This window comes from Streptomyces sp. NPDC001270 (genome assembly GCF_042896695.1).
GTDB lineage: Bacteria > Actinomycetota > Actinomycetes > Streptomycetales > Streptomycetaceae > Streptomyces.
Genome location: NZ_JBIAXM010000017.1, coordinates 1 through 24,586, shown reverse-complemented (window position 1 = coordinate 24,586; position 24,586 = coordinate 1). Strand labels below are relative to the sequence as shown.

Annotated in this window: 18 protein-coding genes and 1 pseudogene; 6 read left to right on the top strand and 13 right to left on the bottom strand. The window is 72.8% G+C overall.

Annotation, left to right across the window (positions count from 1 at the left end):
• Positions 1-58 precede the first annotated feature (58 nt).
• From fxsT to ACFY2B_RS26930, 8 genes are all read right to left on the bottom strand, one after another.
• Entirely contained in the window at positions 59-3,073 is a 3,015-nt protein-coding gene (fxsT, locus tag ACFY2B_RS26965) for an FxSxx-COOH system tetratricopeptide repeat protein (protein ID WP_390765649.1), read from the bottom strand.
• Between the two features lie 128 nt (positions 3,074-3,201).
• Entirely contained in the window at positions 3,202-4,617 is a 1,416-nt protein-coding gene (locus tag ACFY2B_RS26960) for an aKG-HExxH-type peptide beta-hydroxylase (protein WP_390765778.1), read from the bottom strand.
• Complete coding sequence (locus ACFY2B_RS26955; RefSeq protein WP_390765648.1) at positions 4,617-5,807, bottom strand: FxsB family cyclophane-forming radical SAM/SPASM peptide maturase; 1,191 nt, start codon at positions 5,805-5,807, stop codon at positions 4,617-4,619. Before ACFY2B_RS26955 ends, ACFY2B_RS26960 begins: the two co-directional genes overlap by 1 nt.
• A 104-nt stretch (positions 5,808-5,911) precedes the next feature.
• The gene (gene fxsA / locus ACFY2B_RS26950; protein WP_390765647.1) at positions 5,912-6,091 is read right to left on the bottom strand and encodes an FxSxx-COOH cyclophane-containing RiPP peptide; all 180 of its coding nucleotides are present in this window, start codon (positions 6,089-6,091) and stop codon (positions 5,912-5,914) included.
• A gap of 13 nt (positions 6,092-6,104) precedes the next feature.
• Positions 6,105-9,461 carry an SAV_2336 N-terminal domain-related protein gene (locus tag ACFY2B_RS26945; RefSeq protein WP_390765646.1) on the bottom strand — a complete coding sequence of 1,119 codons (3,357 nt, stop codon included), beginning with the start codon at positions 9,459-9,461 and terminating at the stop codon, positions 6,105-6,107.
• A gap of 7 nt (positions 9,462-9,468) precedes the next feature.
• A complete protein-coding gene (locus ACFY2B_RS26940) occupies positions 9,469-10,494 on the bottom strand; it encodes an AAA family ATPase (protein ID WP_376538446.1) in 1,026 nt (341 codons plus the stop codon).
• A gap of 139 nt (positions 10,495-10,633) precedes the next feature.
• Positions 10,634-12,796 (bottom strand): trypsin-like peptidase domain-containing protein, encoded by a 2,163-nt coding sequence (locus ACFY2B_RS26935; RefSeq protein ID WP_390765645.1) that lies wholly within the window; start codon positions 12,794-12,796, stop codon positions 10,634-10,636.
• Positions 12,793-13,437, bottom strand: a complete 645-nt coding sequence (locus ACFY2B_RS26930; protein ID WP_390765644.1) for a CU044_2847 family protein — start codon at positions 13,435-13,437, stop codon at positions 12,793-12,795. The genes ACFY2B_RS26935 and ACFY2B_RS26930 overlap by 4 nt, the downstream gene beginning before the upstream one ends.
• Positions 13,438-13,643: 206 nt before the next feature.
• Here ACFY2B_RS26930 and ACFY2B_RS26925 point away from each other — a divergent pair, with 206 nt between their 5' ends.
• The 3 genes from ACFY2B_RS26925 to ACFY2B_RS26915 all read left to right on the top strand — a co-directional run bounded on the left by ACFY2B_RS26925 (position 13,644) and on the right by ACFY2B_RS26915 (position 16,504).
• Positions 13,644-13,823 (top strand): DUF6104 family protein, encoded by a 180-nt coding sequence (locus ACFY2B_RS26925; RefSeq protein ID WP_376538452.1) that lies wholly within the window; start codon positions 13,644-13,646, stop codon positions 13,821-13,823.
• Between the two features lie 631 nt (positions 13,824-14,454).
• Positions 14,455-15,402 (top strand): DUF4097 domain-containing protein, encoded by a 948-nt coding sequence (locus ACFY2B_RS26920; RefSeq protein ID WP_390765643.1) that lies wholly within the window; start codon positions 14,455-14,457, stop codon positions 15,400-15,402.
• Position 15,403: 1 nt separating this feature from the next.
• Entirely contained in the window at positions 15,404-16,504 is a 1,101-nt protein-coding gene (locus ACFY2B_RS26915; protein ID WP_390765642.1) for a helix-turn-helix transcriptional regulator, read from the top strand.
• Positions 16,505-16,645: 141 nt separating this feature from the next.
• On the opposite strand, the gene ACFY2B_RS26910 is transcribed toward ACFY2B_RS26915, so the two are convergent.
• The 4 genes from ACFY2B_RS26910 to ACFY2B_RS26895 all read right to left on the bottom strand — a co-directional run bounded on the left by ACFY2B_RS26910 (position 16,646) and on the right by ACFY2B_RS26895 (position 20,557).
• Positions 16,646-17,245 carry a Clp protease N-terminal domain-containing protein gene (locus ACFY2B_RS26910; RefSeq protein WP_390765641.1) on the bottom strand — a complete coding sequence of 200 codons (600 nt, stop codon included), beginning with the start codon at positions 17,243-17,245 and terminating at the stop codon, positions 16,646-16,648.
• Positions 17,245-17,454, bottom strand: coding sequence for an HTH domain-containing protein (locus ACFY2B_RS26905; protein ID WP_376538460.1), 210 nt, complete (start codon positions 17,452-17,454; stop codon positions 17,245-17,247). The genes ACFY2B_RS26910 and ACFY2B_RS26905 overlap by 1 nt, the downstream gene beginning before the upstream one ends.
• A 106-nt stretch (positions 17,455-17,560) precedes the next feature.
• Positions 17,561-18,526 (bottom strand): zinc-binding dehydrogenase, encoded by a 966-nt coding sequence (locus tag ACFY2B_RS26900; RefSeq protein ID WP_390765640.1) that lies wholly within the window; start codon positions 18,524-18,526, stop codon positions 17,561-17,563.
• A gap of 807 nt (positions 18,527-19,333) precedes the next feature.
• Entirely contained in the window at positions 19,334-20,557 is a 1,224-nt protein-coding gene (locus tag ACFY2B_RS26895; protein WP_390765639.1) for an NADP-dependent malic enzyme, read from the bottom strand.
• A gap of 807 nt (positions 20,558-21,364) precedes the next feature.
• Here ACFY2B_RS26895 and ACFY2B_RS26890 point away from each other — a divergent pair.
• Genes ACFY2B_RS26890 through ACFY2B_RS26880 form a run of 3 tightly spaced genes read left to right on the top strand, consistent with a single transcriptional unit; the run spans position 21,365 to position 24,107 of the window.
• On the top strand, positions 21,365-22,321 hold the full coding sequence (locus ACFY2B_RS26890; protein WP_390765638.1) for an ABC transporter substrate-binding protein: 957 nt from the start codon (positions 21,365-21,367) through the stop codon (positions 22,319-22,321).
• A gap of 53 nt (positions 22,322-22,374) precedes the next feature.
• On the top strand, positions 22,375-23,304 hold the full coding sequence (locus ACFY2B_RS26885; protein ID WP_390765637.1) for an amino acid ABC transporter permease: 930 nt from the start codon (positions 22,375-22,377) through the stop codon (positions 23,302-23,304).
• 50 nt (positions 23,305-23,354) lie between these two features.
• Positions 23,355-24,107: an amino acid ABC transporter ATP-binding protein gene (locus tag ACFY2B_RS26880; protein WP_390765777.1), complete on the top strand. Its 753-nt coding sequence runs from the start codon at positions 23,355-23,357 to the stop codon at positions 24,105-24,107.
• 253 nt (positions 24,108-24,360) lie between these two features.
• Here ACFY2B_RS26880 and ACFY2B_RS26875 read toward each other — a convergent pair.
• Positions 24,361-24,586: pseudogene (locus ACFY2B_RS26875) on the bottom strand (hypothetical protein); the annotation flags it as partial.

Genomic DNA, 24,586 nt, shown 5'->3' with positions numbered 1-24,586 from the left:
GCCGAGGGGCCCGGTACCGGATCGATCCGGTACCGGGCCCCTCGGGCGTGCGGGCCGGTCAGTTCTGCGGTTCGAAGTCCCAGTACGGCCTGTTGCGGGAGCGGGCCGAGATGGTGTGGATGTGCTGGGGACCGAGGGTTTCGGCCAGGTCGGAGAGGGCTTCCTGCTCGGTCTTCTCGGCCTGCTGGCGGTCCCGCAGGGCCCGGAGGTCGGCCGCGTGGGCGACCCGGGCGGACAGGGTCAGCGGGTGGGTGCGGCCCAGGGTCTCGGTGGCGCGGGTGATGGTGGCCCTGCTGAGCTGGGTCGCGGACTCCGTCTCGCCGACCAGGTTGCGCAGCGCGGAGGCGTTGATGGCGCAGCCGAGGGTGTAGGGGTGGTCGGCGCCCACGGCCGCGGTCAGGTCGGCGAGGGCCTGCTCGATGAGCACGTGTGCGTGGTCGCGCTCGCCCACGCTGCGCAGGACCAGGGCGTGGTTGGCGCGGGCTCCGCTGATGAACGGGTGTCCTTCGGGCAGGAGCATCTCGTAGCGGGCGATGATGGACTCGCCGGTCTCCCGGGCCTGGTCGATGTCGCCGTGCTCGCGGGCGAAGCAGTTCTGGCTGACGGCGGCGGACAGCGTGTCCAGGGCCGTGTCGCCCAGCTTGCGCTCGTAGCCCTCCAGGACGTTCGTGAGGAGTTCGCCCGCCTCGGCGCGTTTCCCGGCGCGCAGCCAGCACAGCGCCAGGTTGAGTTCGCCCCGCAGGGTCCCGGGGTTGTCCTTGCCCATGACGATCCGGGACTCGCGCACGTTCTTAGCCTGGACGGACTCGGCTTCGCCGTAGCGGCCGAGGAGTCTCAGGTTGACGGCGTAGGAGATCTCGGAGGACAGGGTCCAGGGGTGCCGGGCCTTCAGCACCAGGCGGCGGGCGTCCAGGGTCTTGCGGTCCAGCTCCACGGCCTCCGCGTACTTGCCGAGGAGCCGGAGGGTGAACGCCATGTTGTTCAGGGCGTTGAGGGTCCGGGAATCCTGGTCACCCAGCAGTTCCTGGTAGGTGGGGTACAGCCACTGGTCCAGTTCGAGCGTCTCGTCGTAGCGGCCGAGGATCCGCAGGTCTGCGGCGAGTCCGGCGACCGTCCGCAGATACTCCAGGTCGCGTTCGCCCCGTTCTTCGAGCAGCTGTTCCGCAGCGGCCCGCTCCAGGGCCTCCGTTTCGAGGACCCGGCCCGAGGAGCGCAGCAGGTTGGCGTAGTGGAAGGTGGCCTCCCAGACCCGCGGATGGGAGTCGCCGAGCAGCCCCCGCCAGGCGTCCAGGGTCCGCTTGCCCAGCTTGGACCCGGAGTTGTACTCGCCCGCGAACGACATGTAGCGCAGGCAGTTGAGGACCATGCTCTGGACGCGCCGGTCCTTGCTCTTGAGGACGTCGGCGTACTTCAGGTGCGGGAGGATCTCGGCGTAGGTGTCCCAGTTGCGGGTGTCGGTGGGGCGGCCGGGGTCCGCCGCGGCCAGGGCCTGTCGGACCACGTCGATGTACTGCCGGCGGCTCTCGTCCGGCATGTCCTTGTGGACGATCTGGTGGACCATGCGGTGGAGATAGACGGATTCGCCGGAGGAGGAGCCGCCGTTGGTCTCGTCGGCGGGGAACTCGTGGGACTCCAGGCGCACCACGGAGTACTGGCGCAGCTGGTTGACGGCCTTGTTCCACAGGAGCGGGTCGTCCAGGAGTCCGGCGAGTTCCTCGGGCAGCTCGTCGTGCGGCATCTCCTTCAGGAGGCGTACGGGGATGAAGCCCGGCGCGAAGAAGGTGCACAGCCGGAGCAGGGCGACCGACTCGGGGACGGTCTCGCGGAGTTTGTTCAGCAGTATCGACCACGCGGTCTGGAAGGCGACCGGGAAGTCGGCGGAGACCTTGACCACGTCCTGGTCGATGCCGCCCTCCAGCAGGGCGATGTAGCCGTCGACGGAGAGGGCGGAGTCGTTGAGCCAGCCCGCCGTCTGGTCGAGCAGCAGCGGCAGGTCCTCCAGTGCCTCCGCGAGCTGGTCGGCCTCGGGTTCGCTCAGTCGGGGGGCCCGGCGCCGGATGAAGGCCACGGACTCCTCGCGCGCGTAGACCGGCACTTCGAGGAGTTGGCTGTTGTGCTCGCCCCACTCCGGGTTGCGGGAGGTGATGAGCACGTGGCCCGGGCCGGTCGGGACGAGGTCCCAGATCTGGTCGGGTTCGTCGGCGCCGTCCAGGATCAGCAGCCAGCGGGAGTACGGCTCTCCCCGGCGCAGGGAGTCGCGCACCGCGCGCAGCCGCTCTCCGTACTCGGCGCCGGTGGACAGGCCCAGTTTGGGGGCGAGTTCGGCGAGCAGGCGGCGGTAGGTCACTCTTCTCTCGGCGTTGACCCACCACACGACGTCGTACTCGGAGCCGAACCGGTACACGTACTCGGCCGCGAACTGGGTCTTGCCGACGCCGGACATGCCGTGCAGCGTGAGGACGCCGGCGCCGGGCTCGCTGCCCTGGAGCAGGTGGTAGGCGTCGGTCAGCAGGCCGTCGCGGCCGGTGAAACGCGTGTTGCGGCGGGGCACGCCGCCCCACACCTCGGGCGTGGCCGCGGGGAAGCGCGGTCCGCGGTAGAAGGTGTCCGGGGCGGACGCGGCGTCGACCGGCAGGTCCAGCCGGTCGAAGAGCCGCCGTTCGGCCTCGTCCGCGCCCATGTTGGTCAGGTTGGTCGGTGCCAGGACGGCGGTGGCCATGGGCAGCGAGGCGTTGGTGATCGACACGGCGGCGAACCGGGACGCGTTCGGCGCGACGACCTCGCGCAGAGCGGCGTTCCACTCCTCGTGGGACCGCGGGCCCAGCTGGAAGTACCACTCGCTGACCAGGATGAGGATGCGGCCCTCGGCGAGCGCCAGATCACCGAGCAGGTTGACCAGCGGCTCCTCCGCCGGTGCGTCCCAGCGCAGGTACACGACGCGCAGGCCGTGCCGCTCCAGTCTGTCCCCGATCCACGCCGCCCAGGCCCGGTTGAACCCCGCGAAGCTGATCGTGACGGTCTGCCTCGCGTTCCCCCGCCCGGTCTGCCTGACCGGGGTACGAGCTTCAGACATGCAGCGGCCTCCAGCGCATAGTCATAAAATCCTAGAACCTCGGCGCGGCTCTGGGGAGTCCGACGACCTCATGAACGAACACCTCGGCTCGACGATCTTTGCGCAGTAAACGGGGCGACGACGGCGATTCAGCGATTCGTGGGCGTCGCGAGCGGGTGGCGTTGAATCCACAGGGCGCGCGCCGCCTTCACATACGCCTGAGCGCGCGCCGTGTGTCCCCTGGGCGCGGGGTGGTCGGCCATCCGCTCGTGGGCGACGACCATCTCGTCGACGAACGCCCGGCCCCGCACCGTGAGATGGGGCGAGCCGACGAGGGCGGGCAGCGCCGCCCCGACCTGGGCCCGGTAGCGGGCGTGCTGGATCCACGCGGACGTGCTGCGCTGCCGGTCCCGGTCCTGCGTCAGCGCACGGCGCTGGAAGAAGTCGGCGAGCCCCAGATGCGCGTACGCGCCCTGGAGCAGTCCGTCGTACGGTCGCGGATCCGGCCGCCACGGCGCGAAGTAGCGTGCGGTGGCGTCGGCCTGGTGCAAGGTCACCATCTCCGACAGCGCCGCCAGCTTGCAGTGCTGCAACTCGTGCACGAGGGTCGCGGCGAAGGCCACCGGTGTGGCCGGCACACTGCTCAGCAGCGCGCCGAACGCCTCGTGCCGGGTCGCACTCGAACTGCCGCGGCCCTCCGCGCCCGGCGGCGACTCAAGCGGAACCAGGCAGCGCAGCAGCGCGAGCGTCTCCGTGAGCCGGTGTTCGCCGCCGGTCCCCAGGACGGAGGCCACCGCGGACCACGCCTGCAACCAGCGCTTGCGCTCGGTGTCGTCGGGTGCCGCACCCAGCGCGTGCCGACCGGGCCCGGACGACGGTACGCGGTAGGGGTCGAGGTCCTCCAGGGGCATGGGCTGGGCGCCGGGGAGCAGGCCGGGCAGCGCGTAGGCCGACGTCCAGGCGGAGGCGGCGGACCAGGCTCCGGTGTCGCGCTCCAGATGCACGACCACGTCCCGGGCACCGGACCGGCGCAGGGTCAGGACACCGTTGTCGTGGACGGCTTCGACCGCCGTCTCGTCCGGGTCCGTGCGCAGGGCGCCCAGGGACGGCAGGGCGAGCAGGCCGTCACGGGGGGTCAGCCGGGTGCTGAAGGGAATCCCGGCGCGCGCGGCGGCCACCGCGGCCAACGTGCTGAAGTGGGACAGATCGCGGGCGAGTTCGTGCCGCGCCGGGTCCGTCGTGAGGCTCCTCCGCAGCCCGTGCCGGCAGCGCGCGGCCCACGGTCCCGTCAGCGGGTGCACGAGCCGCGCCCGTGCCGACGAGGGTCGGCCGTGCGCCCGGTCCGTGCGGTCCGCCTCGGCGAGGAGCGCCCAGTCCTGCCGCAGCCGGGTCCGCCGGGCGTCGGAGCACACCTCCGGTGCGGCCGTCTCCGCCGCGTCGAGCACCGCGCGCAGCAGGATCATGCGCCGCGTGTCCTGGTCGCGGACGAGGAGCGCGAGGGTGTCGGCGCCGCCCTCGGTGCGGCCGAGTTCGGTGAGGGCCCGGTCCGGGACCTCCGGAAGTATCACGGGGTGACCCCCTCGGAAGAGACCGGGACCGCACGGGCGACCCCGGTGTCCCGCGCCAGTCGTCCGGCCACGTGTCGGATGAAGATCTTCAGGTCCGCGCAGTACACGGAGGGGTTCCTGAAGCCGTGTCCGGCCCGGTACCGGTGGGCGTAGTGGCCGCCGCCGCAGACCTTGAGCAGCGGGCAGGCCCGGCACTGCTCCGCCAGGGACGCCGCGCCCGCCTGCCGGGCGGCCACCCCGGGGTGGCCGAGGGCCTCGTCGAAGGCGTGCCGGAAGACGTCCAGGCCGGTGCGGGAGGCACCTTCGTAGGCCGACTTGAGGGAGTCGACCTGCTCGATCGTCCCGTCGGTCTCCACCACGAGCGCGTCGAACGGGGCGAGGCCCAGGGACTCGGTGGCCGCGGGCAGGCCCAGCAGCAGCGCGAGGCACTCCTCAAAAAGCCGCACCCGGGTCTCCCGGCGCCCGGCCGTCCACCAGCGGTCGAACACGGCGCACAGCCACATGCCGTGGCGAGCGCCCTCCCATCGCGGCGGCGGCGCCGACCAGTTGCCGTCGGGCAGCAGCAGGTCCAGTGCGGGCGGGCCGAGTTCGAGCAGGGACTCGTACGTCTCCACCGGGTCGAGGGTGGGATCGACGACGGTGAGGATGCCGGCGTACGACCGCGGGAAGCGCTCGGCCACCAGCCGGGCCCCGCGGACCGCGGCGGGCCAGGACGGGCGTCCGGCGTGGTCGAGTCGACGCGCGTTGTGCGCGGGCAGACCGCCGTCGAGGCTGATGCCGATCCGGATGCCGTGCCGGTCCAGCACCGCGACGCGCCGCTCCGTCAGGAGCGTGCCGTTGGTCTGGACGGCCGCCTGGACCGCGCAGCCGGCGGGGACGCGGGCGCGCACGTCGTCGGTGAAGCGGGCGAGCGTGTCCGCGCCCGCGAGCAGGGGTTCGCCGCCGTGCAGGACGAGGGAGACGCTCGTCAGGCCGTGGGCGCGGGCGTGCTCGGCGATGCGCTGGGCGGTGCGGGTGAGGACCTCGGGCGAGGCGGCGGCCGGGCGGGTGCGCCAGGTGTGGTCGGGGCCTTCGTAGAGGTAGCAGTAACGGCAGGCGAGGTTGCAGCGCCCGTGCACCTTCACGATGAACTGCCGGAAGTGCGGAGGAGACGCGGACGCCGGAACGGGAGCTGTCGGTCCAGACACCCCGCACCCCCATGCCGTCCACTGGTTGTGGCCCGCATTCCCGGTCCGGGTACCGAGAGAAACCCGGCACGTCCGAAGTTGTCTCTTTCCGCTCGTTCTTCAGCTCACAAGGACCGGTTGAAGCCCCACAGCATCTCGCTCGGCCGCTCCGCCCGCTCCCGCAACCCGTCCAGCACCTCGCGCAGCACCGGGTGCTCGATCGTCCTCAGCGCCTCCAGATCCAGGTCCAGCAGGTCCGGCAGTGCCTCGTCGACCCCGGCCGGGGCCCCGTTCCGCTCCGTCATCCCCTCGATCCCCTCATTCCAGTTCCGCCAGCCGCTCCGCCGTGTCCCGCGCCGTCGGTCCGCCGACGCCGAGACTGCCGTCGGGAAGCCTGGACCACTCGCCGCGCGCCGCGCGATACGCCTCGCGGGCCGCCCGTGGACGGGCAGCCGCTTCATAGGACATACCCCGCCAGTGGTGTGCCTGCGCACTCAGTTCCACCGCCTCTCGGCGGCGGCGGTCCGTCCGGGCCGTCTCCTCGGCCTCGTGGGCGGACTCCGCGGCCAGCCGGAAGGCGTCCACCGCGCCGTCCAGCCGGGTGGGGCGGTCCAGGCCGCGGTACGCCTCGTACTGGGCCTGCCCCAGCTCCAGGCGGCAGCGCGCGGCCAGCAGCGGCTCGTCCGCGTCGGCCGCGGCGAGCCCGAAGAGGTACTCCGCCTCCCGCAGGTCGACCCGGTCGCCGCGCAGCCGGTACCTGAGGATCAGCGCCCGGCCCAGCAGCAGCAGCCGGAACGCCATGTGCTCACTGCCCGCCGGGGTCTCGGACCGGCAGTCCCGCAGCACCCGCACCGCCTGGGACAGCGGGTCCCAGGAGCGTGCGCCGCTCTCCGACTCGGCCCGGCGCAGCAGCGTCTCACCCCACTCGGCGAGGAGGTCGGAGTGGCCGGCCGCGTCCCTCGGCATGTCCGCGGCGGCGGTCGCGAAGGCGGCGGCGGCGTCCTGGAGCTGGCGCGGGTCGCCCGACTCGGCGTAGCGGGCGGCCCCGATCCGTCCGACGCGGATGTGCAGGGCCGCCCGCTGGGTACGCTTCTGCGCCAGTGCCAGCGCCTCCTCGACGCGGTCCTGTGCCTCGTCCAGGTCGCCGTCCGAACGCAGCAGGGCGTCGACGAGGTCGAGGACGACCCGCACCCGATCCCGGAACGGCGGCCCGGCCGCCTGGGCCTCCAGCGCGTCCCGCAGCGAGCGCGCCGCCTGCCCGGCGTAGCCGCGGGCCTGTTCCGGATCGGTCGTGGCGCCGGACAGGCGCAGCAGGATCCGGCCGTGCGCGAGCGGCAGCGTCGCCGGGCGGTCGCGGTGGTCCGGCCAGGCGTCGGCGAACGCCTCCAGCATGCCGACGGCGCCGTGGAGCAGCGCGCTGTCCCCGCCGAGGCGCCACTGCGCGTCCAGCGCGCCGACCCGCTCCAGGGTGAGCCGCAGCGCCTCCAGCGGGTCCAGGCCGGGTGCCGCGCAGGCGACCGCGTACTCCCGGTCGGCGCGGCGCAGCAGGTCGAGGGCGCCGGGCCGGTCGCCGCGGCGCCTGCGGTCGGTGGCCGCGGCGTGCAGCACCCGGGCCAGCGCCGCGCGTTCGTGCAGGGCGTGCGGGTGGGCGACGGCCCGCTCCGCGGCGGCCTCGGCCTCGCGCAGCAGTTCCGCGCCGCCCTGCACCTCCCACAGCCGCAGGGCGCAGCGCGCGTACTCCGCCCACAACTCGGCGTCGGCACCGGGCGGCAGCTCGTGCTCGGCGGCGCCGCGCAGCAGTTGTACGGCGTCGATCAGGTCCTGCACCATGCCCTCGTCGTCGAACCGGGCGAGCAGCGAGCGGGCGCGGGAGACCGCCGGGTGCGTGGGCGGTTCCGCGGTGGCGGCACGCCCGTCCGTGCCGCCGTACATGCGGAACTGGTCGGGCAGTGGCATGAAGCGTTCCAGGACCCGGGCCGCGACCTCCGCGAACGGCTGCGGGACCAGCGTGGCGTCGCCGTTGTCGCCGTTGTCACCGTTGTCGCGGGGGTATCCGGCGCCGGGTGCGTAGGCCCGCCCGGTGCCCGGTCCTGGCTCGCCGCCGAGCTGGGCGAGCGCCAGGGCGGGGAAGTTGGGCCCGCCCTTGCCGAAGCGCTGCTCGATGTAGGCGGAGCAGTGCTTGAGGACCAGGACGGCCTCGTCCCGGCCGAGCGTGGACAGCAGTGCCTCCAGGACGTCGGGCGGCATCTCGTACCACTGCACGCCGTCCGCGCCGTGGTCCTCCGCGGCCCGGGTGACCAGGCCGCCGAGCAGGACCTCGGCGAGTTCGGAGGGCCCCGAGTCGGGCAGCATCGTCCGCTGCACGAGCTGCATCACCGGCAGGCACAGCGGTGCGGCGGCGAGATAGACGGCGAGGCGGCCGGCGGCCGGGGAGGCGGCGGAGCGGAACCTGCTGACCCGCTCGACCGACGTCGGACGACGGCCCGGGCGGGCCTGCGGCACGGGCGGCTGGTCCGCGCGCACCCAGCCCACGGCGCCCGCCACCGGACCGGCGCCCGCCCCGGACAGCAGCCGCGCCCAGGCGCCGAGCGCCACCGGTTCCGGCGGCAGGACCGGCACCGGGAGGGCGCCGCGCGGCCCGCCGAGCGGCGCGCCTGCCGGGGTGCGCACCCGCAGCGCACCGGCACCGACCAGGGTCTCACCGCGGATCAGGTCGCCGTAGCTGACGGGCAGCCGGGTGCGGTTCCACAGGCGCTGCGGCAGCGGTTGCAGCACCGCGGCCGGGCCCTGCCGGGCCAGGTGGTGCAGGAGCCGGTGCGCGTGCCCGCTGTGCCACAGCGGTCCCGCGCAGTCGCTGACCAGCAGGGTGATACGGCGTCCCGTGGGGTCGCTCAGCCGGTCGGCGGTGTGCAGCGGGGCCGCGTGCACGTCGGGACTGCGGCTGACGGCGGGTGCGCCGTCCGGGTCCGCGTGCAGATGGCTGATCTGGATGTCCCCGAACGCGCCCAGTTGTCCGAAGACCTGCTGGAGCTCGACGAACATCCGGTCCCAGACCCGCATGGAGGGCGAGGCGTCGAGGACCAGTTGCAGCCGGGCGTCGCCGCGGGTCACGGCGCGGTGGACGGGCAGAACCAGTCCGCCGGCCCGGGCGCTCAGTTCGGCGGTCGCCGTCTCGTCCAGCTGGGTGCGCAGCGGTGGCGCCGCGCTGCGGTAGCCCTGCAACGGCCGCAGGGCCCGCTGGAGTTCGAGTGGCGCGGGCAGCACGTGCGCGGCGGGCACGCCGACCGGCAGTGCCGTCACGCGGGCGGATCCGCGGGTGCGGCGGACGCCGTCCTGCGGCAACGGGTACAGGGAGACGTGCCGGCCGGGTCCGGCGGAGGCCGGCTGCGGTTCAGGCCGCCGCGGGCAGCGGTCCGCGTCCGGTACGGGGACACGACGGTCCGACGGGACGCCGCCGGCCGTGCCCGGGGCCCCTGCGCCGGAACCGGCGGCCGGGTCCCCGGCGTCCTCGGAGTCAGCGGAACGTGACCAGCGGGCCAGCCAGAGGGCGTCGCTCAGGCTCTCGGCGTCCGGGTCGAGGCCGATCTCCCGCAGCCGGCGGACCAGTTCGGCGACGGGGTCGCCGTCCTGGCCGCTCACCGGCCCCGGACCGGGTCGCGCCGCAGCGTCGGACATCGCCGCCTCACCTCGGACGGTCGAGTCGCTGGATGAGCTGGTCGGCGAGGCGGTCGCGGCTGGGCGGCGCGGCCGCGTCGGTGAGGTAGATGGCGTTCAGCAGTTGGTCGGCGGCGAGGAGTTCGCTGCGCGAGCGGTCCAGGAAGTGGCCGATCAGGTCGTCGCCCGCGCGGGCCGCCTCGTCGCCGAGATGGGCCCGGACGAAGGTGGCGAGCCGGTTGTGGTCGGGCCGGTCCAGCTCCAGGTGGATGCAGCGGCGCATCAGCGGGGCCGGGAAGTCCCGTTCCCCGTTGCTGGTGAGGACCACGAACGGGAAGGCGCGGCAGCGCACCCGCCCGTCGCGGACCCGGACCTTCGTGCCGTCCGCGGTGAGCACCTCGGCCTCGCCGTCCGGCAGCCGGTCGGCGATGCGTTGCAGTTCGGGTATCTCGAACTCGCCCTCCTCCAGCACGTTCAGCAGGTCGTTGGGCAGGTCGATGTCGCTCTTGTCGAGTTCGTCGATGAGCAGCACGCGCGGGGTGTCCGAGGGCAGCAGGGCGGTGCCGAGCGGCCCGAGGCGGATGTAGCTGCCGATGGCCTCGACGGCCCCCGGGCTGCCGGCCGCGGCGCCGTACCCGCCCTGCGCGGCGATCTGGACGTCCTGGAGCCGGGCGATGGCGTCGTAGTGGTAGAGCCCGTCCTGGAGCGCGGACCGGCTGACGATGGACCAGCGCAGGACGTGGCCCAGTCCCAGCTCGTACGCCACGGAGTGCGCGAGGGTGCTCTTGCCCGCGCCGGGGCTGCCGGTGACGAGCAGGGGGCGGCGCAGATAGAGCGCCGCGTTGATCATCTCCAGCTCCTCGGCGCCGGGCCGGTGGAGTTCGGCCAGGTGCCGGTGCGTGCCCAGCCTGCGGTCCCGGGAGCCGTCGCCGCCGTCCTCCGCCGCGTCCCGGCCGGAGAAGTCCCGCCAGGGCGGCGGCGGAGGCAGCCGGTCCATTCCGTCGTGGGGTTCCCCGGCGCCTCGGTAGATGAGCCACTCACTGGATTCGGTCATGATCCGGTCCTCGCCGTCACTCGGCCCACCAGCCCTCACGTGTGCGTCACGATCCGTCGAACGAGCATCACCGTATCGATCCGCCGCGAGCCTGGTAAGGGGCCGGGCGGGGTGGGGAGACCGACGCACGGGCGGCGCATCAGGGCGCCTCCAGCAGATCGCCGGTCCCGGGCAGCGGCTGACGCGGATCGTCGTACAGCAGCGCGATCCCGTCCGCCCAGAAAGCTTCCGTGAGCCCCTCGCGCACCTTCATGCGCAGTCCGTGCACCAGGTCGGGCAGCCGGGCCGCGCCGTCCCCGTCGTCGACCGCCTTCTTGGCGCCCCGGTGGAACTCCCCGCACACGGCGTCGGGTTGACTGCGCCAGCGGCGCCAGAGGACCACCCCGAACCCGGCGCGCACGATCCGGCCGAGCGCGGCCGAGTCGTCGTCGTAGCGCCGGTCGCCGAACCGGCACAGCACCGGGACGGTGCGGGGCGCCAGGCCGCGCAGCTCCACCACGGCCGGTACCGGCTCGCGCACCCCGTCGTCGCAGTCGAGCACCTCGGCCAGCGCGTCGCGCGCGTGCAGCCGGTTCCAGCGGTCGAGGCGCTCCTCGTCCCCGTCCTCGGCGGGCTCCCCCGGCGGACCCGCCGGGTCCGCGCCCCGGTACGGACCCGGCGGCCACGCCGACTCGTCGCCGGGCACCTGCTCGCGGTCCGAGCAGCGCAGGACGACCGGCCGCTGCGCGCCCAGCGGAGGGCCGCCCGGCCTGGGCTCCCATTCGTCCACGGCCAGTCCGAGCAGCCGGTGCGGCAGGGCCGCGTGCAGCGCCACGGGCCGTCCGGGCTCGTCGCAGCGCCGGAACGCCTCCGCGAGCGGGCCGAGGACGTACGACGGCAGGTCGTCCAGGGGCGTCCGCTCTGCCTCGTGGAGCCGCGTGACCTCACCGTCGGCGCGGGCCACGGAGATCGACCAGTCGCAGCGATCGGGCTCCCAGCCCCGCGGCAGCACCTCGAGCAGCACGGTCGGCCCGGCCCCGGCGTCCCGCGCCGGTCCCGCCGGCCAGCTGGGTTCCCTGCCCTCGGACACCCCGCAGGAGTCGTCGGGCCCGCGGACCCGGCGCTGCCCCAGATGCTGGGCGCGCTGCCGGGCGAGGCGGCTGCGATAGCCGGGGTCGAGCGCCGTCGATGTCTGCTTCACCCAGTCCCACAGGGCCTGTTCGGCGGTCAGGTTGCTGGGCGTGGCGGAGCGTTCGGCGGCCATGACGAGCATCGCGTAGTCGAGGACGAGCTTCAGCGCGCCGTCGCCGTCGGCGCTCTCGTAGAGCAGGCCCAGGCCGTCGCGCCAGCCGCGCGGGGCGGGGCTCAGCGACGGGGCCTGGAAGTTCGGCAGGGAGTCGAGGAGGTCCAGCAGGGCCCGGGTGGTGTCGGGGGGCGGCAGTTCGGCGAGCCGGCCGAGCAGTTCCCCGCGGCGGTCCGGGTCGAGCGCGCGGCCGGGCCGGGCGCCGAGTTCGCCCTGGACGTCGGCCCAGGTGGGTCGGCGGGACTCGCTGGGCTGCTGGCGGTCGCGGTGGTAGCGGTCGTGGGCGTGGAACACGGCGTGGTAGACGTCGTCGTGCTCGGTGCGCACGGCGCCCGGCGGGACCTGCAACGTCCGCAGGCGTTCGATGCCAGTGGAGGTGCCGCCCGACCCGTTGTCGGCACGGGACTTGAGGACGCCGATGACCTCGCCGCGCACGGGATCGATCACGGGGCCGCCGGAGACACCGTTCGGCAGGTCGTTCTGCCCCAGTCTCATCTGCACCCCCGACGACCAGCCCCCGATGGTCCCCTGCACGGAGAGGAACCCGTCCAGGATCTCCAGCCGGCCTCCGGTCACGGTCCAGCCCGCGTAGAACACCCGGCCCTCGCCGTACTGGGCGGTGGGCCGCTCGGAGCCGTACACGCAGTCGTGGCCGACGGGTTCGCGCAGCCGGACCAGCGCGAGGTCCGGGGCGGGCCAGCCGCCGCGGCCACGGTGCTCGACGTGGTCGGGCAGGGTGGCCGCCACCCGCCCGGGTACGGCGGAGGGACCCTCCCCCGGCCCGCTCTCGTACACCACCGCCACTTCGCCTCCCTCCTGGCCGTGTACCACGTGCGCGCAGGTGAGAACCCAGTTCGGGGCGATGAAGAAACCGCTGCCGAGGAAGGTGTCGGGTTCGTCGAAGTCATACCCGACAGACGTGCGATGAATGCGCACGGTGGCCGCGATGACGAGTTCACGCAGCGCATGGTGGGCGGCATGGGACCCGCCCGATGCGCCCCAGTCGTGCCGCCCGCTCATACCCCGCCCCCACCGACCGGCCCACGAGCGCCCCCGTGCAACAGGCCGCCGGTGAACGCACCCGGGTCGGGGCGATTGACGGGGGCGGGTGCGGGAAAGGCGGGGGGCGGCGGATCCTGCGGGACCGGGCCGCCGGCCGCGGAGGCCCGCGGCGCCGAGGCGCCACGCGCGGCATCCGGCGGGGCGGAGCCGCCGCTTCCGGGATCGCCCGGGGCCGGGTCACCGGCCGTCGGGGCCCGGGGAGTGCCGCTCGGCGGTGCCGGGTCACGGCTGTGCTCCGTCGTGGGGTCCGGCGGGCCGTCGCCGGTCCACGTCAGGGTCACCGTGACGGCGGCCTTCGCCTCGCCGTCCGCCAGCAGCCCCACGACCTTGCCGGCCTTCGCGGTCAGTTCGATGCCGAACTGGACGCTCACCTCGTCCGGCCGCACCGCGCGCAGCGGACCGGCCAGCGACCGCGCGACACCGGTCACCAGCGAGTGCAGGCTCTCCACACCCGCCTCCACCCGTTCCGCGAACCCGGTGTCCGTGTACGACAACTCGCCCGACGGCGCGGCCAGTTCCTCGGCCCCCGATATCCGGGCCCAGACCGGCGTACCGTCCGGCAGTTCGATGCGCGCTACCCGCGTCACTTCCCGAGCCATGCTGTTTCCCCCGTTCCCCCGAGTCCACACGGGGAAAGACTCCTTCCCCTCACTCGAAACCCCAACCCCTCGGGCGCGACGTACCGCGTGCCATGGGGGCTTTCCGGCCTCACCCGGCGTCCCTGACGTGCGCGCCCTGCCCTCTGCTCGGCGGCCTAGGCTGGTGGGGAGCCAGCACGCACACGTGACCACGCAGGAGACCCACCATGTACTTCACCGACCGCGGCATCGAGGAACTGGACAAGCGGCGCGGCGAGGAGCAGATCACCTTCGAGTGGCTCGCCGAGCAGTTGCGGACCTTCGTCGACCTGAACCCCGACTTCGAGGTGCCCGTGGAGCGCCTGGCCACCTGGCTGGCACGACTGGACGACGAGGACGACGAATAGGCCGGTCGGGACGGGTGGAACGAGCAGGACGAATGAGACGAGCAGGATGAACGGAATGAGCAGAGCGGACCAGTAGGTCTCCGGCGGTCCGCACTCGGGCCTCTGCGGCGCGCGCGGCACCGATGGCGGCAGCCGCGCCCGCCGCGTCGCACGGCCGCCCAGTTCGTACACCCGACCCCACCTCCCGGCGCCGCCCTGCACCCCCGTACCCCGCACTCCCCCGCCTCCCCGCACTCCCCGCGCGCCCGCCGGTGCCGCGCCGCCGTACGCCCCGTACGCGCCGCGCGATGACCGACCCCCTCCCGCCCGCCGTGGCCACGTCCGGCGTGCGGGCGCGGGTCCGGGCCCGAGGCGGTCGCCCTCCACCGCGCCGGCCCTCCACCGCGTCGGCCCCGGCCGCCGGGACCACCCGCACCACCTCACGCCGCCTCACGCCATCTCGCTCCCCCGGTCCGGCGCGCACCGTTCCGTCCTCACCGGGCCGGCGGCGCAAGCCGAGCGCGAGCGCGCCCCGACGACCCGCGCGGCGGCCCGGCGAACGAGTGTCTTGACTTTGCGCGGCCACGATATATCGTGTTTGAGGGAAGACGCGATATGGCGCGTCGCGTCCGCCGTCGAGGAGGTCAGCACCATGTCCGAGTGGTCCGTCGCAGAGCCCACGCAGCTCGTCTTCGACGACCCCGTGCGCGAACTGCACGTGCGCGTCGTCCACGGAACAGTCAACGTCGTGGGCACGGACGAGGGTTCCGCCCGGCTGCAGGTCTCACAGATCGAGGGCCCGCCCCTGGTGGTCACCCAGGAGAACGGCAGCCTCACGGTGGCGTACGAGGACCTGCCCTGGAAGGGCTTCCTCACATGGCTGGACCGCAAGGGCTGGCGGCGCAGCGCGGTCGTCTCCCTCGCCGTCCCCGCGCGGACCCGCGTGGAGGTGGGCGTGGTCGGCGCCGGCGCCGTGGTCTCGGGCATCAGCGGCACCTCGGTGGTCAAGGGCGTCACCGGTGACACGACACTCGTCGCCCTCTCCGGCCCGGTCCGGGCGGACACGGTGTCCGGCAGCCTCGACGCCCAGGCCGTCACGGGCGACCTGCGCTTCAACTCCGTCTCGGGCGACCTGACCGTCGTCGAGGGCGCGGGCTCCTCCGTGCACGCCGACTCGGTCAGCGGATCGATGATCGTCGACCTCGATCCGGACGGTCCCACCGATGTCCGGCTGACCAGCGTCTCCGGCGAGATCGCCATCCGGCTGCCGCACCCGGCGGACGCGGAGGTGGAGGCGAACACGGCCAGCGGCTCGATCTCCAACGCCTTCGACGACCTGCGGGTGCACGGCCAGTGGGGCGCCCACAAGATCACCGGCCGGCTCGGCGCGGGCACCGGCAAGCTCCGTGCCACCACGGTCTCCGGCTCGATCGCCCTGCTGCGCCGCCCGCCGAAGGAGGACGAGGACATCACCCGGGACGACGGCGGGCCGGATCCGGCCGCGTCCCGGCACACGTCGGGGGACAATTCCGCTTCCGGCCCGGCAGCCGACGCGACGAGCGCCCCGGCCGACGGCACGACCGACAAGAAGGTGCTCTGACATGCCTCCCGTCTTCGCCCACGGCCGCCTCCGCCTCTACCTCCTCAAGCTGCTCGACGAGGCCCCGCGCCATGGCTACGAGGTGATCCGCCTCCTGGAGGAGCGCTTCCAGGGGCTGTACGCACCGTCGGCGGGCACCGTCTACCCCCGGCTGGCCAAGCTGGAGGCCGAGGGCCTGGTCACCCACACCACCGAGGGCGGCCGGAAGGTGTACGCCATCACGGACGCGGGCCGTGCCGAACTGGCCGACCGCAGCGGGGAACTGGCCGATCTGGAGCTGGAGATCCGCGAGTCGGTCGCGGAACTCGCCGCCGAGATCCGGGCGGACGTGCGCGGCGCGGCGGGTGACCTGCGGCGCGAGATGCGGGCCGCCGCCTCCGAGGCCCGGCGCGGCACCGGCACCGGCCCCCGAGCCGCCGACCAGCCCCCCTTCGGGGAGTACGGCGACCTGGGCGACAAGGAGTCCTGGCGCGCCGCCAAGGAGGAGATGCGCCGCGCCAAGCAGGAATGGAAGGAGCAGGCCAGGCGGGCCAAGGACGAGAGCCGCCGGGCCCGCGAGGAGGCCCAGCGGGCACGGCGTCAGGCCCAGGAGGCCCAGGCCCGCGCGCGGATGCAGGCCCAGGAGGAGATGCAGCGGATCGCCCGGCGGGTCCAGGAGCGGGTGCAGGACCACTTCGGGCGGGGCGACTGGCCCACGGGGATGCGTGAGGGACTGAGCGAACTCGCCAAGGAGTTCGGCGAGTTCGGGAAGGACTTCGGGAAGGAGTTCGGCAAGGACTTCGGTTTCGGCCGGTCCGGCACGGACACGGGAGCGCGCGCGGACGCGGGACCGAAGACCGGACCCCGCCGGCCCGCGCCCACCCCGGAGTACGAACAGACCCCGGAGGACTTCCCGGCCGACTACGTCCCGGCGTGGGCCGAGGAGGACTCCAGCGGCGACCCGGCCCGTGATCTGGACCGCCTGCTCGACCGCTTCCGCGACGACATCCGGGACGCGGCCCGCGACCACGGCGTCACCGCCGACCAGTTGCGGGACACCCGCCGCCATCTGTCGACGGCGGCGGCCCACATCGGGGTGATCCTCCGCCACCCCCGCCCCTGACCGCACCACGCGCCCTCTGCCCCTGACCGCACGACACACCACAGTGCCCTGACCGCCCCGGCGCCCCGGCCGCGCCGGCCGCGCCGGCGCCGGGGCCGGGGCCGGGGCCGGAGGGCCGCTCCCGGGAAGCGACGGGGTCCGTCAGCCCGCCTTGGCCTCCCCGTCGCCGTACAACACGCGGGTCAGGGACCCGTACGTCACCCCGTGGTCGGCGAGGATCTCGGCGGGCACTCCGGGACAGACCGTCAGCGCGATGAGGATGTGCTCGTCGCCGATGGCGAGGGTCCCCCCGCGCAAGCGGATTCGAGCGTGGGGGAGGTCCCGGCGGCCCACGGCGGTGCGCAGCGCCCGTTCCAGGACGTCCTTGGCACCCCGGCTGAACGGGGGATGGCCCGACGACCACCGCCCCCGGTCCGCGCGGTCGCCGGACATCGCTCCGGCGCCGTGCGCCTCCTCGACCCGGTGGACGATCTCGGAGACGTCGATTCCGAGCCCGGCCAGCGCGTCGGCGTCCGCCCGGGTGAGTCCGCCCCGCCGCCGGGCCTCGGCCAGCCCGTTCCGTACGGCTTCCTTGCGGTCGGCGAGCAGCGCGGCCAGGGCGAAGGAGCCCCGGCTCCCCTCACGGTCGAGCAGGGCGAGCAGCAGGTGGTCGGCCTCGATGGTCCGTGCCCCCTCGCGCCGGCCGTGCTCCACGGCGCCCTGGACCACGTCGCGGGCATGCCGGGTGAACCGTTCGAACATCACTGCCTCCCGTACTTCTTGTGCACGGCCTGTCTGCTGACCCCGAGTTCGGTGGCGATCTCCTGCCACGACCAGCCCTGATTGCGCGCGTTGCGCACCTGCACGGCCTCCAGCTGCTCCAGCAGCCTGCGCAGGGCGACGACGGCCCGCAGCCCGACCCGCGGGTCGCGGTCGCCCGCGCGCTCGGCGAGATTGGTTGCTTCGGTCATGATGTCAACTTACGTTGACATGACCCGGCCTGTCAACCATGGTTGACAAACGCCGACGGCCGACCCGGGAGCCGGGTCGGCCGTCGGTACCGAGGTGAGGCCGCGGTCAGCCGTTGGTGAGCACGATCTTCCCGAACTGGTTGCCCGACTCCATCCGCTCGAATCCCTCGCGGGCACGGTCCAGCGGCAGCACCTCGTCGATGACGGGGCGGACACCGGTGGCGGCACAGAAGGAGAGCAGATCCTCCAGTTCGTCCTTGGTGCCCATGGTCGAGCCGACGATCTTCAGCTCCAGGAAGAAGATCCGGGTCAGCTCGGCGTGCGAGGGCCGGTCGCCGCTGGTGGCTCCGGAGATGACGATCGTGCCGCCGGGCCGCAGGGACTTGACCGAGTGGGACCAGGTGGCGGCGCCGACGGTCTCGATCACGGCGTCCACGCGCTGCGGCAGCCGCGCCCCCGACTCCAGCGCCTCGACGGCGCCCAGTTCCACGGCCCGCTTCCGCTTCGCCTCGTCCCGGCTGGTGGCGAAGACCCGCAGCCCCGCCGCCTTGCCGAGCACGATCGCGGCCGTGGCGACCCCGCCGCCCGCGCCCTGCACGAGAACCGAGTCACCGGGCCGGACCCCGGCGTTGGTGAACAGCATGCGGTACGCCGTCAGCCAGGCCGTGGGCAGACAGGCGGCCTCCTCGAAGGACAGCTCCTTGGGCTTCGGCAGGATGTTCCAGGTGGGTACGGCCACCTGCTCCGCGAAGGTGCCCTGGTAGCGCTCGGTGAGGATGGACCGGGATTCCCTGGGGCCGACGCCGTGGCCGGTCTGGCCGATGACGGAGTGCAGGACGACCTCGTTGCCGTCCTCGTCGATCCCGGCGGCGTCACAGCCGAGGATCATCGGCAGCCGGTCCTCCGGGAGGCCGACGCCCCGAAGCGACCAGAGGTCGTGATGGTTGAGGGAGGCGGCCTTGACGTCGACGGTGCTCCAGCCGGGGCGGGCCCCGGGGGCCGGGCGCTCCCCCGACTCAAGGCCGGAGAGCGGCTGGTCGGGGTCGATTCGGGTGGCGTAGACAGCGAACATGGGCTCGACGATAGGTTCCCCGCCGCACGCACGGAACCAGGCAGCGCTGTGACACACGCCTTCTTGCGTGCCGGACGGCTCGGGGGTCCGCTCCTTGCCCGCGGGGACCGGGCCGGACGCGGGCGGGGTGCTGTCCTGCGCACACCGCCACGAGCCCGGCCACGCGAATCCACCGGCACGCGCCCGGCGCGGTCCCCGGCCCGCGACCAGTAGTTCCCCGTCGACCGCAGCTTTCCGGGCCGGTTCCAGGGGCGCAGTCAGCGCCCTGAAGGGGCGCGGGGAACTGCGCGACCGGCCACGTCGGCGCCGCGGGCGAACGACGGCACATCGCGGCACTTCCGGCGGAGCGCTCCGTGGGTCAGCCACCGCGGTCCCGACACGAACCGCTCACCGGCCACCGCCCCGGGCGCCCGCCCACCGGTACAGGGCCGACGGCGTGCACTCACCGACGCACGATCACCCGCGGCGCGCGTCCGGCGGCCGAGTGCCGGAGACACGAGTGCCGGCGGGGACGGGCGCCGGCAGGGGGACGGGCGCCGGCGAAACACGGGTGCCGGCGAGACACGTCACTCGCCGACACCCTCCCCGAGGCGTGCGCCCACCGACACTCGCCCACCGACATCCGCCCGCCGACACGCGCTGACCGGCACCCCGGGCTCGCGCACCCACGTGCTCACCCCGCCGCGGCCCCACGCACCGACGCGCTCACGCAGCCGCGCGCTCACTCGGTCGCGCACGGCTCACGCAGCCGCGCAGCTCACGCAGCCGTGCGACCCCAGCGACGCGCGCCCTCAGCGGCACGCGACCTCAGCGGCGGGCGACGCCCTCCGCCCGGGCCGCCGCGGCCACCGCCGCCGTCACCGCGGGGGCGACCCGCTCGTCGAACGGCGAGGGGATGACGTAGTCGGCGGTGAGATCATCGCCGACGACCGCCGCCAGCGCCTCCGCCGCCGCGAGCTTCATCCCCTCGGTGATCCGGGAGGCCCGCACCTGCAGCGCGCCCGCGAAGATCCCGGGGAACGCCAGCACGTTGTTGATCTGGTTCGGGAAGTCGGACCGGCCGGTCGCGACGACCGCCGCGTACTTGTGCGCGACGTCCGGGTGCACCTCGGGGTCGGGGTTGGCCATCGCGAACACGAAGGCACCCTTCGCCATCGAGGCCACCGCCGCTTCCGGGACCGTACCGCCGGAGACGCCGATGAAGACGTCCGCACCGGCCAGCGCGTCCTCCAGGGAGCCCGTGCGGCCCGCCTTGTTGGTGAACCCGGCCAGCTCCCGCTTGACCGGCGTCAGGTCGTCCCGGTCGGCCGACACGACGCCCCTGCGGTCGGTCACCACCACGTCCCCGATCCCGGCCTCAACCAGCATCTTGGCGATGGCGACACCGGCCGCCCCGGCGCCCGAGATGACCGCCCGCAGGTTTCCGATCTCCCGTCGGCTCAGCCGCGCCGCGTTGCGCAGCGCGGCCAGCGTGACGACGGCCGTCCCGTGCTGGTCGTCGTGGAAGACGGGGATGTCCAGCCGTTCCTGGAGCCTGCGCTCGATCTCGAAGCAGCGCGGCGCCGAGATGTCCTCCAGGTTCACCCCGCCGAAGGACGGCGCGAGGCGGACCACGGTCTCCACGATCTCGTCGGTGTCCGTGCAGTCGAGCGCGATCGGCACCGCGTCGACCCCGCCGAACTGCTTGAACAGGATCGCCTTCCCCTCCATGACCGGAAGGGATGCCTGGGGACCGATGTCCCCGAGTCCGAGGACGGCCGTGCCGTCGGTGACGACGGCCACCACGGACGACTTCCACGTGTAGTCGTTGACCAGCTCCGGCCGTTCCGCGATCGCGGTGCACACGCGCGCGACACCGGGCGTGTAGGCGAGGGACAGGTCGTCCTTGTCACGGATCGGCACGGTGGCCTGCACGGCCATCTTGCCGCCGCGGTGAAGTGCGAAGGCCGGGTCGAAGGAATCGAGGGGCTCGGCCCCGCCGTCCTGGTCCGCCCTGCTGTCGCTGCGAGGATTGACGATCTCCGCTGCCACTTGTCTTACCCCTTAAGTGTTCATGGTGTGAGGGTGAGGGCCACTCCTGGTGAAGAGTGGGCGGGACCGCATACGACCCGGCTGACCTGTGCGTACGGGTCGTACGCGACGAGCGCGCCGCACACGCGCCCGGAGCCCCGGATGAGGGGTGTAAAGAACCTTCTTACCCGACGGACGGGGCCGACGACGAGTCCAGACGAGTCCACCGGGTGGGAGATCACCTCTGGGTACGAGGTCACTCTTCGCGGCAAGGGCCCACCAGGAGAGACCGACCGAAGCCCGGACACGACGCCCACCGGCACCACCCGCCGGCGCCGTCCGCCGTCAGCACCCGCCGGCGCCGTCCGCCGCCACCGCCCACCAGCACCACCCACCAGCACCGCTCGACGTCGCCCCTCGACGGCACCGCCCCGCCGGCTCGCGAGCCGCAGCAGGGATCCGTTCGTAGGGGGATCCGCTCGTAGGGGGATCCGCTCGTGCGAGGTTCCGCTCGTAGGGGGATCCCCTCCTGCGGAGGTCCGCCCGCCGCACAACGGCCGACGCCGGGCAAGCATCGACCACATGGTGAGATGCGCCGCAGATGTTCCGGAGTTGTTCCGGTAGTCACGAAGGATGTCCGCAATCGGTCCGGTTCGGTGTACCGACCTGCACGGTTCGGGGGTCACCCGTTATCCGATTTTGACATGGCGGGTCGCCTGATTGGCGTAGCCCCAATGGCAAGATGCGGTAACCCACGAGGTCGCGACACCCAAAGGTGTGTGTTCTCGTCGACCCATCGGCATCATCATCCACTAGCCGGAGGAATCCATGGCCGCTCGCCCCACCCGTCGCACGACCGCCGCGCACTCCCGGCTAGCAGCGGCCAGTGCGATCGCGGTCGCAGGCACGCTGCTGCTGGCCGGCTGTGGTGACCAGACCGACAAGGGCGGCAGCGACTCCACCGGCTCCTCCTCGGCGCCGCTCGCCGCCAAGCTCCCCAAGGACGTCCGGGACGCGGGTGTCATCAAGGTGGGCTCGGACATCGCCTACCCGCCCGTGGAGTTCATGCAGGACGGCAAGGCCGTCGGCATAGACCCGGACATCGCGGACGCCCTCGGCAAGCAGCTGGGCGTGAAGTTCGAGTTCCAGAACGGCAAGTTCGACAACCTCGTCGTCGGCCTGCAGGCGAACCGGTTCAACGTGATCATGTCCGCGATGAACGACACGAAGGACCGCCAGGAAGGCATCGACTCGGACACCGGCCAGAAGGTCGGCAACGGCGTCGACTTCGTCGACTACTTCACCGCCGGCACCTCGATCCTCGTCCAGAAGGGCAACCCGAAGGGCATCAAGTCGCTGGACGACCTGTGCGGCAAGGTCGTGGCCCTGCAGAAGGGCACCACGTCCGAGGGCATCGCCAAGGCGCAGGCCAAGAAGTGCACGCAGGACGGCAAGAAGGCGATCACGCTCCAGACCTTCGACACCGACCCCGAGGCCCTGCTCCGCCTCAAGCAGGGCGCGTCCGTGGCGGACCTCAACGACTTCCCGGTCGCGGCCTACAACGCCAAGACCTCCGGCGGCGGCAAGGACTTCGAGGTCATCGGCGACCAGATCGAGGCCGGCCCGTACGGCATCGGCGTCAGCAAGGAGAAGACCCAACTGCGCGACGCCCTCCAGGCCGCCTTGGACGCCATCATCAAGAACGGTGAATACGGCAAGATCATGGAGAAGTGGAACGTCACGGCGGGCGCCGTGACCGAAGCGAAGATCAACGGCGGTTCCTGAGCGTCCGGAAGTACTGGAGGAGTGAAGTACTGAAGGACTGAAGGGCAGCCACCGTGTCTGACACCGCCGACAAGATTCCGTCGTCCACCGTCCCACCGGAGCAGATCAAGGCCATCCCGGTACGCCACTACGGCCGTTGGGTGGCCGGGGTGCTGGTCATCGCCGTCCTGGTGCTGATCGGCATGGCCTTCTCCAACGCGAAGATCAACTACAGCATCATCCCGAAGTACCTGACCGACGGGACGATCCTCTCCGGGGCCTGGCACACGCTGTACATCTCGGTGCTCGCCATGGCGCTGGGCCTGGTCCTGGGCGTCGTCCTCGCCGTGATGCGGATGTCGTCGAACCCGGTGACCAGCACGGTCGCCTGGTTCTACGTCTGGTTCTTCCGCGGCACCCCGGTCCTGGTCCAGCTGCTGCTCTGGTACAACATCTCGCTGGTGTTCCCCATCCTCAACCTGGGGTTCTACAAGAACGAGATGAACCAGGTCATGACGCCGTTCCTGACCGCGCTGCTGGGTCTCGGCCTGAACGAGGCCGCGTACATGTCGGAGATCGTCCGGGCCGGCATCCAGTCGGTGGACCTGGGCCAGACGGAAGCCTCGCACGCGCTGGGCATGACCCAGGGCAAGACGCTGCGGCGCGTGGTCCTCCCGCAGGCGATGCGGGTGATCGTGCCGCCGACCGGCAACGAGTACATCAACATGCTGAAGACCTCGTCGCTCGCCTACGCGGTCCAGTTCAATGAACTGATCAAACGGGCCACGGACATCTCCAGCACCTCACTCGCGGTCGTCGAGATGTATTTCGTGGCGTCGATCTGGTACCTGATCCTCACCACGGTGTTCAGCATCGGTCAGTACTACGTGGAACGCCGTTACGCCCGCGGTTCGTCGCGCAGCCTGCCACCGACACCGCTGCAAAGACTCAGGAAGAACCTCCGCCAGTTCGGTTCGTTCCGCCGCCCGGAGGTGGCCCGATGAGCAGTCTCAGCAAGGACCCCGGCACCGTCGGCGGCTCGGCCGGCGGACCGATGGTCAGGGCCGAGGGCGTACACAAGTCCTTCGGGCTCTCGCACATCCTCAAGGGCATCGATCTGGAGGTGAATCCGCGCGAGGTGTTCTGCATCATCGGTCCCTCCGGCTCGGGCAAGTCCACCTTCCTGCGGTGCATCAACCACCTGGAGAAGATCAGTGCCGGACGGCTCTACGTCGACGGCGACCTCGTCGGTTACCGGCAGCACGGCGACAAGCTCTACGAGCTGAAGGAGCGGGAGGTCGCGGCGCAGCGGCGGAACATCGGCATGGTGTTCCAGCGCTTCAACCTCTTCCCGCACATGACGGCGCTGGAGAACGTCATGGAGGCGCCGATCCAGGTCAAACGGGAGTCCAAGGCCGTCGCCCGGGAGCGGGCGCAGCGGCTGCTGGACCGGGTGGGGCTCGGCGACCGCACCGGTCACTACCCGGCCCAGCTCTCCGGCGGCCAGCAGCAGCGCGTCGCCATCGCCCGTGCCCTGGCGATGGAGCCCAAGCTGATGCTGTTCGACGAGCCGACCTCGGCCCTCGACCCGGAGCTGGTCGGTGAGGTGCTCGACGTGATGCGGGACCTCGCCGAGGACGGCATGACGATGATCGTCGTCACGCACGAGATGGGCTTCGCCCGTGAGGTCGGGGACTCGCTGGTGTTCATGGACGACGGGGTGGTGGTCGAGTCCGGCCATCCGCGCGAGGTCCTGACCGACCCCCAGCACGAGCGCACGAGGTCCTTCCTGTCGAAGGTGCTCTGAGCCCTCGGAGCGCTTCCCCCCGCGAAGGCGGCCCCGCCGCCTTCGCGGGACGGGCGGTGCCGCGCCGCTCCGCCGGCCGGTGCCGCGCCGTCGTTCGTCCGCGGCGGCGCGGCCGGCCCCGCAGCGGACGGTGACGGACCCGTGGCACCGCCTGGCATGACGCACCGCACCGCCCGGGGTGCGGGCCGGGGTGTCCTGGCCCGCACCTGAAGCACAGCCGTAGGCCCCCGCCCCGCCCCCGATACCGTCCGGGCTACTTGAGCGCGAGGAGCAGCGTGTCCGAGGGCGAGCACCACACCGGACGGGCCTCGGAGAAGCCCTTCTCGCGCAGTACGCGCGCGTGCCACGCGACCGGCGGCATGTCGCCCTCGGCGTGCTCGCCGTAGGGCGTGCAGATCTTTAACTCGTGGCTTTCCGCTCGCTGATTCGTTGGTCTGGCATGAGCAGTTTGGAAGCACAACGGGCCGTGCTGGCAGTCA

Coding starts and splice junctions, on each gene's coding strand:
- ACFY2B_RS26890 (WP_390765638.1), top strand. CDS start 21,365: ATGGCCGCTCGCCCCACCCGTCGCACGACCGCCGCGCACTCCCGGCTA.
- ACFY2B_RS26880 (WP_390765777.1), top strand. CDS start 23,355: ATGGTCAGGGCCGAGGGCGTACACAAGTCCTTCGGGCTCTCGCACATC.
- ACFY2B_RS26945 (WP_390765646.1), bottom strand. CDS start 9,461: ATGTCCGACGCTGCGGCGCGACCCGGTCCGGGGCCGGTGAGCGGCCAG.
- fxsA (WP_390765647.1), bottom strand. CDS start 6,091: ATGACGGAGCGGAACGGGGCCCCGGCCGGGGTCGACGAGGCACTGCCG.
- ACFY2B_RS26920 (WP_390765643.1), top strand. CDS start 14,455: ATGTCCGAGTGGTCCGTCGCAGAGCCCACGCAGCTCGTCTTCGACGAC.
- ACFY2B_RS26935 (WP_390765645.1), bottom strand. CDS start 12,796: ATGAGCGGGCGGCACGACTGGGGCGCATCGGGCGGGTCCCATGCCGCC.
- ACFY2B_RS26905 (WP_376538460.1), bottom strand. CDS start 17,454: ATGACCGAAGCAACCAATCTCGCCGAGCGCGCGGGCGACCGCGACCCG.
- ACFY2B_RS26900 (WP_390765640.1), bottom strand. CDS start 18,526: ATGTTCGCTGTCTACGCCACCCGAATCGACCCCGACCAGCCGCTCTCC.
- fxsT (WP_390765649.1), bottom strand. CDS start 3,073: ATGTCTGAAGCTCGTACCCCGGTCAGGCAGACCGGGCGGGGGAACGCG.
- ACFY2B_RS26915 (WP_390765642.1), top strand. CDS start 15,404: ATGCCTCCCGTCTTCGCCCACGGCCGCCTCCGCCTCTACCTCCTCAAG.
- ACFY2B_RS26940 (WP_376538446.1), bottom strand. CDS start 10,494: ATGACCGAATCCAGTGAGTGGCTCATCTACCGAGGCGCCGGGGAACCC.
- ACFY2B_RS26925 (WP_376538452.1), top strand. CDS start 13,644: ATGTACTTCACCGACCGCGGCATCGAGGAACTGGACAAGCGGCGCGGC.
- ACFY2B_RS26930 (WP_390765644.1), bottom strand. CDS start 13,437: ATGGCTCGGGAAGTGACGCGGGTAGCGCGCATCGAACTGCCGGACGGT.
- ACFY2B_RS26910 (WP_390765641.1), bottom strand. CDS start 17,245: ATGTTCGAACGGTTCACCCGGCATGCCCGCGACGTGGTCCAGGGCGCC.